Genomic DNA, 11,813 nt, shown 5'->3' on the forward strand with positions numbered 1-11,813 from the left:
CAAAGAGGTGGGAGATCTAATATTCCCGCCACAGGGCAGTCTGAAAAGTTCCCTGACCCTTGGTCAGTTTCCGAGCCGGTCTAGATTATACGCCACACCAGCCCCTTGCGACGCGATGCCGAGGGGCGCACCGATCAGCGTCAGGAACTTTCGCAGGTCGACGCTCATATGACGAGACGCATAAATCACGTCGCGATTTTTGATGGGGAACGTCTGGCCGACAAGCAGGCTGTCCGGGTGGGTCATGTCGAAACTGTAGACGATCGGATAACGACCGACTCTATCCGGCTTCATTCCCTTACTCAGCAACTCGTTGAAGCGCTGCGTGCCGAGCAGACTCATGACGACATCCGGCTCTTCGTACCGGAAAAGGAAGTAACCTTTGGCATCGACAGCAGTGTCGTTGCCGCCTCCTCCGAGCGCCACCGCTTCGAGCAGATTGAGATCGCTGGCGCCGAAGTTGACGCGTCCATTCGTCTTAACCGATCCGAGCAGCGTGAACGTCCGCGGATCGCGAGAGACAAAAATCTGGTCTCCCGGCTGAACGAAGATATTTTCGGACGGGTTATCGATGACCGAGGACAGTAGTGCCACCCCGGTCTTGCGACCACGAACAAGCGTAACATAGGTTTCGTACGGTTGTCCCGTCGGGCCGCCCGCCTTGGCGATCACGTCGGTAATCTTTTCGCCGACAAGGCCAAGCGGAACCTGAGCGGAATTTGCGACGGCGCCGGAAACAGTGACTTTTCGCGACGCGGTGTTTACGCTGCTGACGATAACATCCGGTTCGACGGCCTTGCTCGTCAATGCGGACAGAATGGCCTGGCGGGCTTCTTCGAGTGTCTTTCCCGCAAACCGCACAGCGCCGACGTAAGGGATCGCGGCAGTCCCGTCTGGCTGGACGACGACATCGATATTCGTCTGCTTCGATTCGCTTGTGGAGAACAGCCCATCCGCTCCCGCTTCGAAGATGCTGATCTTCAACTGGTCACCGACACCGATCACCACCCGGCCAACGCCTCCGCCAATTCCGAACCGGCGATTGAGGGCTGTGGCAATATATTCAGACACCAGCTTTGCGGTTCGACTGTCGACATTGACTATATCGAACACGGCCGCATCGATGCGCCCGACCTGCTCGGGAGATTGACCGGCATCAGCCTTGATATCAGCCGTCAATGGTCCTTCGCCGGGTACGGCCTGGCAACCAGCCAAGGCTGCACAGATCATCATCGCGGTCATTCGAACCAAATTCGATACTCCAAAATCAACGCCGGTGTGCGTGCGCGGGAGGTTGCACAAACACCTGTTTGAATCCGACCGACCCTCAAAAGCACACCGGGCCCTGAACAACAAGCCGGATTGCGCGGAGCCCCGGAAAATAAAAATCCTGTGCGCTTTTATGGCCATCGTCCGGCGACAGACTAGTACCAGGACGCGAACCTAAACAAGTTGAGTTAAATGCCTTCTAATCAACGTGGTTAACGGGCCGGCGACGGGCACCGCTCGGGAACGCGAGTGGAAGCAGGAATCACTTTCCTTGCAAGGCCGCTCGATCCGCATAAGCTCCCGCTGCCGCATGGAGATGGAGCGGTTTGAGGTTATCCCGTATTATGTTATCCGCGGGCCGACCGCCCGACGATCCTCGATCGGAAATGGAGCCCATGCCGGAAGAGGGTAAGGCAGACATACTGACACCAGCCGATCGGCGCCGCAGGCAGCGTTCGGCCGTTCTCGTGTTCGGCCTCTTCCTTGCCGTCGTGCTGGCGGTACTCGCGACCACCGTGCTCGCCGTCAACAATGGCAGCAACTACAAGCGGCTCGTCCGGCAATTCGCCCTGGAGCAATACCTTCTCCCCGCCCCGCCGGCGCCGCCCCTGCGAATCGGCCGGCAGAGAGCGTTGCCCCCGGTCGAGCATTATCCGCCCTGGCTCCTCAATGCAGGCCTCGAACGGATGGCGGTGTTCGAGAAGACCTCGGCACTTTCCGCCGAGGAACGCTGCGAGCTGTTGCGGGACGACAGGGGCACGGCGCCCACCTTCACCCGTTCGGGCAACGATTGGGAATGTCTGTTCTTCGAGACGTTCGGGAATGCTGCGCCGGAACCGGCTGCACTGTTCATCCAGGCCCGCGGCGTCGAGCCCGACATCGTCAACAGCTTTCGCATCAAGGTCAGCCTGACGGATCTGACCATGGAGCTTGCCGTGCTCAGCGAGGCGATCGGCGCCACCGAGCGGTTCGGCCTGCCGATGACGCCGGAGACGCGCAGCTACCTGATCGAGAAACTGGCGGGACGCACCGAGTTCAGCTCGATCGTCGAAAACTACCGGATGACGTTCAGCCGGGAGATCACCGACGCGCGACGCTACAATCTGCTGATCCTGCCGCGTCGGCAGACGGCGAGCTGCGGCGAGCACCCATCGCCCCCGCCGGACAGGTGGACGACGCCGATCTATCACATGCCTGTCGGCTGCCTGGCGCTGCGCAACGCTATTCCCGGGCAATCCGCCTCTTAGGCTCTTTCCAACTGGACGAGGTCGAGCCCGTCGCCCAGCTCGCGGCGTGCGGTCTCGACCAGGCTCATCTGGTGGGTGAAGAGCACCGTCTGGAATTTTTCGCCAGCCGCCGCCAGAGTACGGATGCCGGCGGCGGTCCGCTCGTCGTCGAAGGTCTGGAAAATGTCGTCGAGGATCAGCGGTGCCGGCTCGTTGCGGCTGCAATAATCCTCCAGGAAGGCGAGGCGCAGCGCCATGTAGAGCTGGTCGCCGGTGCCCTCGCTCAATCCATCAAGCCGCACCTGCTCGCCGGTTTTGCGCTCGACCGCGAGCTGCAGCTCATCCTTCTCGTCATAGATCTGGACGAGGCGCGAAAAGCGGCCGCCAGTGAGATCGGCAAAGACCTGCCCTGCCCGCTGCATGACCGGATCGGCCTGGCGTTCGCGATAGGCTTCCATAGAGTTGGCCAGAAGGCCGGCCGCGAGTTTCAGTACCACCCAGCGCCGCGCGAGATCCTTTGCCTCCGTCTCGGCTGCGAACTTCTGGAAGACCGCGCGTTCGGCGCCGATGCCGGTTTCGAGCTCGCGGCGGCGGCGTTCGCTGTCGGCCCCCGCGATACCGAGCGCCTTCATCCGCTCGACCTGGCGGGCATCCTCGGCATCCAGCCTCTCGATTTCCAATCCCGCGGCGATCCTGTCAAAACCAGCGAGTGCGGCGCGCGCCTCGTCCTCGCTTGCACCGTCTGCCTGTTCCGCAAAGCGGGTACGGCATTGTGCCAGGCTCGCTTCCAACCGGTTATGCTCGTGAAGATCACGAAGAAGGCCAGCGGCTTCCTCGATTTCCGTGGATGCGGCAGAGGCAAGGCTGCGCAGGTCCGCCAAAAGCGCCTCAGCCTCTGCCGAATGGCGGGCGACCGCGAGTTCCGCGCGCTCCAGCGCCGTGGAGAGCGTTGCCTGCTGGTTCGCGGCGGTCCTGGCGCCCATGGCGCGGTCGTTGAGCATGCCCGCTGCGACATCGGCCGGCAGCAAAGCAAGATCCGGCGACACTTCGGCGGCGATCCTGCGCACCTCCGTTTCGAAATCCTCCATGTCCCGCGTCATGCCGCGCACGCGCCGGTCGCGGTTTTCCCGCTCGGAAAGCAGATCCGGGACGGTGCGCCAGATATCCAGCGCCGCCAGAGCCATATCGACGGTCGCGTCTTCCGGAAGACCCGCCAGGACTGCCGCATTGGAAAACGTGGAACGCCAGAGTTCGATATCACGGCGGAGGACCGTCTCGCGCTCCTCCAGTTTTTCCAAGGCTTCTTCGGCGGAGTGACGCTTGCCTTCCAGCGACCGGCTTTCGGTCCAGCGCTCGTTGAGTTCGCCGATCCGGCGTTCGAGCCCGCGGGCGAGAGCGGGCGGCGGAAGAGCCGCCGCGGCCAGACCGACCGCATCGGCCAGCGCCAGCAGGGCCGGCTTGAGTTTCTCTTGCCTGAGGCGCAGCGTCTCCAGCTCATCGCGCGCCTCGTTCAATGCGCCCGACAGCAGCGAAAGCCCATCGACGGCACGTCGCCAGTCGATCATCCGCTCCGGCGTTGACGGCGCGACGGGTGCGGCATGGAAAAGATCTTCGAATTCGGTGACCGCGTCGGCGGCGGCAATGCCGCTTTCCTTGGCAGTGATCTCGGCAGCGCCGATCGCCTGTTGCAGTTCGCGCTGTCGCAGGGTGAGCTGGGCATGGCGCGACACACGCTCGGCATCGGCGAGCGCCGCATCGGCCAGCCGGTCGGTTTCCCCAACCGCGATCTTCAACTCGCTGAGTTTATCGGCCGATGGCGTTGTCCCGAGCGCATCGATCTTCTCGTCTCGGCCGGCTCTTGCCGCTGCGATATCCTCGCGGGAGACGATCCTCCCCTGTCCTTCCAGGGCCGCAAGCTGGCTGGTGATCGCCTTGGCTTCGTCCCTGAAGCCGGCGAGCTTCTGGGCCGCCTGCACGCTTTCCGTCTTCGCTGCCTCGATCAGCCGGCGATGATGGGTAAGCGTCGCGATATCCGGCAGCGGCACCGAAAGAAGGCGTGGGATATCCTTGACTGGCGGGTCGAGGCGAGCGGCAGCTACGGCGAGGTCACTTTCCGCCCGGGCGACGCGCACCTGCAGGGTTTCGATGCTGGAGAGTTCGTTGATCTCGGGGCGCAGTGCCGCAAGCTGCTCCGCCCAAGGTTTCGGGTCGATCAGGCGGCCGTCACGACCCTGGTCTCCAAGCCGCCGCACAACATCCTGGGCGTCCTCGATCTGCTGGCGCAGCTGTTTTAGGCCTCGATCGAGCTCGGTGCCTTCCTCGACCAATTTGCGGAGGCGCACGAGATCGGCATCGGCCGGCTGGGCGCGCTGAAGCTCTTCGAATTTGCCAAAGCCGAGCCGGCGGGCCGACTGGGCGATACGCTGGTCGAAATCGTCGACCTCGCCGCGCACCCGGGCGATGTCTTCCCGCGCATTGACGTAAGCACCCTTATCAGCATGAGCAGCAACAATTCTGGGCGCAGCGGCGATCAACGCTTCGTCAACATGCACGGCAGAGATCTCATCGCGCAGACGCAATGCCTCGGCGTCCGCGGCCTTAAGCGCCTCGGCGTTCTTGCGCTCAGCGTCCAGAGCTGCGGCAAGCCGGTCCTCGAAGCCGGCCGGCAGCGGAGCCAATGCCTCGTATTGCGTCAGGGCTTCCCGCTCGCGGTCGATCTCCCGCAGCACCGGTTCCAGCCGCATCAATGTCCTCAAGCGATCAAGGGCGCGCTTGGTCTCCTGCCGTTCGGCCTGCACGGCGGCGAGGTCCGCGTCGAGCTCCCCCTGTTCGGCGAGCAGCTTCTTCCAGTCACCGGATTTCAGCTCGTTGTCGCGTTCAGCCTTGCGGGCTTCGTCGTGGCTGTCGAGCACCTGATAGAACAGCCGGTCCTTGGAGCGGCGCGGCGCATAGATGCCGTCGGCCTCCGCATCGAACGACTTGCGCAGGTCAGAAAGCCCGGTCAGGCCGGAAGCGGCGGAAAACAGCAGGCTGCCAATCTCGCCGCCGCTTTTCAGCATCGTCTCGCCACCGGCCCTGAGCGATGCGGAATCCAGCCCGAAGGCGCGTTCGAACACATCGCGGGACAGGGTGCCGAGGAACGGCGCCAGGGCATCCTCGGGCAAGGCCTCTTCCGACTCGCTGGCGGAAAGCAGCGTATTCTTGCGGCCGCGGCGACGGCGGAATTCGAGCGTCTGCCCGTCGCGCGTCGTGATCGCAGCGCCGACGCGCAACGCAGTCGCATCATGCAGGAAACTGTATTCGGCGGCATTCGGGAAACCGAACAGCAGATCGGAGATCGCCGACAGCGCCGAGGATTTCCCGGCCTCATTCGGTCCGTAGATCACATGCAATCGGGCATCAGGCCGGAAGATGAGCATCCGGTCGGTCAGCGCGCCATAGCGCAGAATGTCGAGGCGATTGAAACGCATGGATCAGCCAGCCCTCGCCGCACGCGAGAGCAGGAGATCGCGGGCCTCCGCCAGCAGCGCTTCGGCATCGTCACCGAGCGCCAGTTCGCCTGTACCGATGCCACCCGGCAGGCGCGCGGTGATCTCGGCGATCTTGGCGTTGGCATCAGCGAGTAGTTCGGCGGGAAAGCCGTCCACCGGGATGAGGCTTTCGAGGCCGAGCATATCGGCCGCGACGCTTGTCCCGTTGGTTGACGGCTCAAGCCGCACTTCCAGCTTTTCCAGCCAGATATCCTCGTGGGAACGATGGCAGGCGGCCTGTACCTCGTCGCGAAAGTCCTCGGCGCGGGCCATGACTTCGTTGCGGAAGTGGCTTTTGCCGGTGATGCGGATGCGTAGCGCCAGCGGCCGGGCTTCCATTCGCTCAACGACGTTTTCGAGGGCGCTCTCGATACGGCGCAGGATCGCCGGAATGTTGTCGTCCGGTTCGACCGCGACGGCGAGTTCGGCGAAACGGGCGCTGTCGGTGATGACCCGCTCATGGGTGATGCGGCCGTCCTCGACCGTCACAAGGACCGCGCCCTTCGCCCCCTGCTCGCGGATCGAGCGACCCTGGAGGTTGCCGGGGAAGACGACCAGCGGGTCCTCGGCGACGATCTCGAAATCATGCACGTGGCCGAGTGCCCAGTAGTCATAACCGCGCGAGCGCAGATCCTCGACCGAGCACGGCGCATAGGGCGCATGCGGTTCGCGGCCGGTGAGCGAGGTGTGCAACACGCCGATATTGAACCAGCCGGTTTCCGGCTTCGGATAGGCGAGTGCCAGGTTCTCGCTCGCGGAGCGTTCGGCAAAACCCTGGCCGTGCAGCGCCACCTTCAGGTGATCGAGCTTGAAACTGCCCGGCTTGTTGACCGGGAATTCGCTGACATTCTTCGGCAGGGTGATCGTTTTAGTGATGACGCTTTCGGCGTCGTGATTGCCCTTCAGCAGGAAGACCGGAATGCCGGCGCGTTCCAGCCGCGCCACTTCGCGGTTGAAGAACAGGCCGATCTTGTTGTCCTTCCAGTCACCGTCATAGACGTCGCCGGCGACGATGAAGAAATCCACCCTGCGCTCGACCGCCTCGTCGACCAGGCCTGAAAACGCCCTGCGGCTTGCCTCGATGAACAGTTCGGCAATCGCGGCATCCTTCAGCGCCAGCCCCTGGAAGGGACTGCCGAGATGCAGGTCGGCGGCGTGAATGAATCGGAAGGAGGTCATCGAATCGCTTGTTTCGGTTGCCGGAGCAGATCAGGTGTTTTAGGCAAATGCCGGGCACGAAGAAAGCTCGGGGTTCCGCAGCCTGTGGATAGCCCAATCAAACTCGGAGGACACCATGAGAAACCATGCGTTCGGACGCACATCCTTCACCGTCAGCGAGATCGGTTTCGGCGCCTGGCAGATCGGCGGCTCCTGGGGTGACGTCAGCGAAGCGGATGGACGCAAAGCGCTGGAAGCGGCGCTCGATGCCGGCGTCACCTTCATCGATACCGCCGACGTCTACGGCGACGGCCGCTCGGAAAAGATCATTGCCGGCGTCCTGAAGTCGCGCGGCGGCAATCGTCCGATGGTGGCGACCAAGGCCGGGAGGCGCTTGAGCCCGCATGTCACTGAGGGCTATACCGAGGCCAATCTCGAAGGCTTCATCGACCGCAGCCTGAAGAATCTCGGGCTCGACAGCCTCGACCTCGTGCAACTCCACTGCCCGCCGACCGAAGTCCTCTACCGTCCGGAAGTTTTTGGCGCGCTCGACGATTTGCGTCGTGCCGGCAAGATCAAGAATTACGGGGTCAGCGTCGAGAAGGTCGAAGAGGCGCTGAAGGCGATCGAATATCCCGACGTCACCAGCATCCAGATCATCTACAACATCTTTCGCCAGCGCCCGGCGGACCTGTTCTTCAAGGAGGCCAAACGCAAGAACGTCGCGGTCATCGTCCGCGTGCCGCTGGCGAGCGGTCTGCTCTCCGGCAAGATTTCCCGCGATACGGCCTTTGCCAAGGACGACCACCGCAACTTCAACCGCCACGGCGATGCCTTCGATGTCGGCGAGACCTTTGCCGGCGTGCCGTTCGAAGTCGGCCTTGAGGCGGTCGAGGAAGTCCGCAAGCTGGTGCCGACGGGCGCTTCGATGGCGGCTTTCGCGCTGAAATGGATCCTGATGAACGAGGCCGTCACCGTCGTCATCCCCGGCGCCCGCAACGAGGCACAGGCCAAGGGTAATGCGGCGGCAGCCGAGCTTGCCGCCCTTTCTGCCGACGTGATGACTGCGACAAAGGAAATCTATGCGCGGCTGGTCGCCCCGCATGTGCATCAGCGCTGGTAGCGGGTGGAATTGCTATCCTGCATCGGCGGGAAGCCCCTCATCCGGCTGCCGCCACCTTCTCCCCGTAGAAACGGGGAGAAGGAATTTGTGGCACCGCCGCGCTCCGTCCTCCTTCTCCCCGCGTGCGGGGAGAAGGTCCCGGCAGGGGGAGGAGGGGCCATCGTCTTTTTTTCTACTGCCCGATCGTAAACCGGTAGATCGTCCCGCCATCTGAATTGATGCGCTCTACGTCCCCTCCTCCGGCGGCGTCGATCACCCGAGGCCAGAAGGCCTGAGCCGGTGTGTTCAACGCCGTGATGCTCAATTCCCACAGGCCGGGACGGGCGTGCAGGACAGCCTTCGCGGCGTCCCGGCCAGCGCCAAGCCCCCGCGCGCCCGGGACGATATAGAATTCGGCGATCGCGAAATCCGTGCCTCGGCCGGATGGTGACCAGGTATTGACGAAGGCGAAGCCGATACATTCGCCGCCCCGTCGAACGAGATAGGGCCAGCGGCTTTCAGGTTCCTGCCAATAGGCCTCGAAATACGGGTCGTCAGCGCCGGAGCCGCCATATCGTTCGAACTCGGCGAGACATTCGGAGAGAAGACCCTTCAGCAGAGGTTTGTGCGCCGCAGACGCCAGTTCGATGCAAATACCCATCACATCTCCTTACAGAAAAAGGCCGGGCAAAACCCGGCCTTTTCCGTTTCAGCCTTGAAGGGGCTCAGTTCGTGCCCTTCAGGTCAACCGGGAAGAACAGGGTTTCGCCGGAGCTGTCGTCCACGCCGTCGTTGTCGGTGACGGCGAAGGCCTTGCCGGACTTGTCGAAGGTGAAGCCTTCGAGCTTGTCGGCGATATAGCCGTTCGATGCGGTCTTCAGGTCGACCATGAAGTCATGGGCTTCCTGCTTCTTGACCACCGGCAGTTCAGTGCCGATCTTGCCCGGCTTCAGGTCGGCGATCGCCACCCGATAGAGCTTCTTCAGCTTGGCGGCATCGCCGAGCAGGTTGTCACGCTCGACGATATAGACGTGATCGCCATGAGCGGTGATTTCCGAAAGGCCGACCCATCCGGCTTCGGTCTTGTCGAGCGGGTAGCGCACGGCGCCCCATTCCTTGGACTTCGGCTTGTAGGAGACGAGCTTGACGGTACCCTTCGGGTCGTCCTTCCACTCGCGCTGCATCGCCATCCACAGCACCATGTCGTCGCCTGACCCAACGGTCGTCACGCCTTCGAAACCGTAGCGGGTCTCACTGGCAAGCAGGTCTGCGGGCAGGCCGATCTCGGCCTTGATCTCGCCCTTGGCGTTGACGTTGTAGAGGCCATGGCCGGTCAGCTTGGCGGAATCGCCTTCCGACGCGAGCCAGAAACCGCCCTTGCCGTCGAGGGCGATGCCTTCGATGTCGAGCTTCTGGGCGGGCTGGCCATCACGGGTGATGCGGACCACGCCGGTGATCTCGGCCGGCTTCCTGGTGGTATCGATGGTGAAGATCGACGGCTGCATGCTGTAGACCGAGTCGCTGACGGCATAGAGGATGCCGTCCTTCTGGGCGTCGCCGACCAGGCCGGAGAGCGCGCCCCAGCCGAGCACGTTGCCGTCCAGATCCTTCGAGACGAGCCTCGGATAGTTGGCAACGCCTTCTTCGAGCGCATAGATCATCACGTGCGAACGGGCGCCGCCGTCCTTGCCGAGATCGACTTCGTTGGCGGTCGCAAACAGGTTGCGGCCCGGAATGGCGACGGCACCTTCCGGCGAAATGCCCGAAGGCAGGATCTGCATGAGCTGCGGCTCGGCGCCGGTGTCCTTGTAGACGGCGACGATCGAGGCGCGTTCGGCGAGCAGGAAGAAATACTTCTGGCCGTTGAAGGTCGCAGCCTCCATGCCCTCGACTTCGATGCCCTTCGAGCGCGCGCGCTTTTCCGGGAAATGGCCGAGGCGGGCAACCGCGCGCTCCAGCGAGGCGCCGGATTCGTAAAGGACCTTGCCGGTGCGGTCGAAGATGGTGAAGCCGCGCGAACCGCCCTTCCAGTCACCTTCGTTGGCGACGACGAGGCGGTTGTTGTCGAGCCACTTGATGGCATCCGGCTCGCGCAGCACGCCCGAGGCCTTGCCGGTGAACGACAGCTGGCCGTCGGTCTTGTTGTCGATGCCTTCGAGATCGGCCTTGCCGGCGGAGAAGTGGCCGGTGACCTGGCCGGTCTTGCCGTCGATGATGACGATCTCGTTGTTTTCCTGCATCGTCAGGGCAATTTCGCCATTGTCGTTGATGGCAACGAATTCGGGCTCCGGATCTTCCGGCGCGACACCGGCAAGGCCGGTCAGCGTGACGTGCTTGATCGAGGCGCAGTCGGCGATACCGTCCTTCAGCGAGACGATGACGAGGTCGCCGGCCGGCATCTGCGGGATGGCACCGTCATTGACCTCTTCATCGCGCTCGTTCTCGATGGCGATCGCGGCAAAGGTCTTGTCCTTCGAGACGGCGATCGAGTCCGGCTGGCCGCCGAGATCGCAGGTCAGGTCGATCTTCTTGGTCGCGATGTCGACGACGGCGAGCATGCCGGTCGGCTTCTGCTTGCTTTCGCCCGTGTTGACGGCGGCGAGAACCTTCTTGCCGACAGCCGCGACCGAGGTCGGCTCACCCTTGAAGGTGAGCGCGCCGAGCGCCTTCGGAGCCTTCGGATCGGTGATGTCGATGAAGCCGATCGCACCGAGCGGGCTGTCGGAATAGATGAGCGTCATGCCGTCTTCGCTGGCGGTGACGATTTCGGCCGAGCTGGTGCTCAGCTTGTCCTTGTCGGCGGGAAGATTGCCGGCAACGGGAAAGGAAGCAATGCGGTTGAAAACCTGTTCGGCGCTTGCCGGCACGGCGACCGAGGCAAGAAGCGCTGCGGTCAGCGCGGCACGAAGTGAAAACGTCATGGGAAGCCCTCCTGTCCATGAAACTACAGGTGGCTTTTGGGCCACGGTCATGACAGGCGGATGACAGTTTTCGCATCCACGGTTGCGGCCGGCAGGGATCGGCTATTCGTAAAAAAGGCCCGGGAAACCCGGGCCTTCTTAAACACGAGACTGTAACAGGATGCCCGAAGGCAGCGTGTTAGCTGTTGACTGCGTCCTTCAGGCCCTTACCGGCCGAGAACTTCGGCACATTACGTGCCGGGATGTCGACTTCGGCGCCGGTCGAGGGATTACGACCCTTGGACGCTTCGCGACGGGAAACGGAGAAGCTGCCGAAACCGGCAAGACGGATATCGCCGCCCTTCTTCAGTTCAGCCTGTACGGTCTCAAAAACGGCGTCTACAGCGGATGCGGCATCAGCCTTGGAGAGGCCGGCCTTCTCGGCCACTGCGGATACCAACTCATTCTTATTCATGTTTCCACCCCTTTCAAACGGTTTTGGAACGACTCATGTAATCGGGGCAAACAATAGTCAGGCGCCTGCCCGTGGCAACCCAAAAGCTCCGCAATCGCCTGAAAAACAAGGGGTAAGCGTTATTTTTCACAAAAAAAGCCGGCTTTGTGCCGG

8 protein-coding genes are annotated in these 11,813 nt (G+C 62.8%); 2 read left to right on the plus strand and 6 right to left on the minus strand.

Translation table 11 applies throughout. The features are described from left to right. Positions 1–63: 63 nt before the first annotated feature. A complete protein-coding gene (locus PMI07_RS30975) occupies positions 64–1,251 on the minus strand; it encodes a polysaccharide biosynthesis/export family protein (protein WP_037088743.1) in 1,188 nt (395 codons plus the stop codon). A gap of 413 nt (positions 1,252–1,664) precedes the next feature. Between PMI07_RS30975 and PMI07_RS30980 the strand changes: the two genes are divergently transcribed. After that, on the plus strand, positions 1,665–2,516 hold the full coding sequence (locus PMI07_RS30980; protein WP_007757828.1) for a DUF6030 family protein: 852 nt from the start codon (positions 1,665–1,667) through the stop codon (positions 2,514–2,516). Here PMI07_RS30980 and PMI07_RS30985 read toward each other — a convergent pair. Beyond that, a complete protein-coding gene (locus PMI07_RS30985) occupies positions 2,513–5,965 on the minus strand; it encodes a YhaN family protein (protein ID WP_024164321.1) in 3,453 nt (1,150 codons plus the stop codon). The two genes, PMI07_RS30980 and PMI07_RS30985, sit on opposite strands and share 4 nt — an antisense overlap. Positions 5,966–5,968: 3 nt before the next feature. Continuing rightward, positions 5,969–7,204: a DNA repair exonuclease gene (locus PMI07_RS30990; protein WP_007753384.1), complete on the minus strand. Its 1,236-nt coding sequence runs from the start codon at positions 7,202–7,204 to the stop codon at positions 5,969–5,971. Positions 7,205–7,319: 115 nt separating this feature from the next. Between PMI07_RS30990 and PMI07_RS30995 the strand changes: the two genes are divergently transcribed. After that, complete coding sequence (locus tag PMI07_RS30995; protein ID WP_007753386.1) at positions 7,320–8,306, plus strand: aldo/keto reductase; 987 nt, start codon at positions 7,320–7,322, stop codon at positions 8,304–8,306. A 172-nt stretch (positions 8,307–8,478) separates the two neighbouring features. Here the strand turns inward: PMI07_RS30995 and PMI07_RS31000 are convergent, their stop codons facing one another. The 3 genes from PMI07_RS31000 to hupB all read right to left on the minus strand — a co-directional run bounded on the left by PMI07_RS31000 (position 8,479) and on the right by hupB (position 11,660). Continuing rightward, positions 8,479–8,946: a GNAT family N-acetyltransferase gene (locus PMI07_RS31000; protein WP_007753397.1), complete on the minus strand. Its 468-nt coding sequence runs from the start codon at positions 8,944–8,946 to the stop codon at positions 8,479–8,481. 64 nt (positions 8,947–9,010) lie between these two features. Further along, entirely contained in the window at positions 9,011–11,206 is a 2,196-nt protein-coding gene (locus tag PMI07_RS31005) for an esterase-like activity of phytase family protein (RefSeq protein WP_007753404.1), read from the minus strand. Between the two features lie 178 nt (positions 11,207–11,384). Then, positions 11,385–11,660: a DNA-binding protein HupB gene (hupB, locus tag PMI07_RS31010; RefSeq protein ID WP_007753405.1), complete on the minus strand. Its 276-nt coding sequence runs from the start codon at positions 11,658–11,660 to the stop codon at positions 11,385–11,387. Between the last annotated feature and the right edge of the window lie 153 nt (positions 11,661–11,813).

The organism is Rhizobium sp. CF080 (assembly GCF_000282095.2).
Lineage (GTDB): Bacteria > Pseudomonadota > Alphaproteobacteria > Rhizobiales > Rhizobiaceae > Neorhizobium.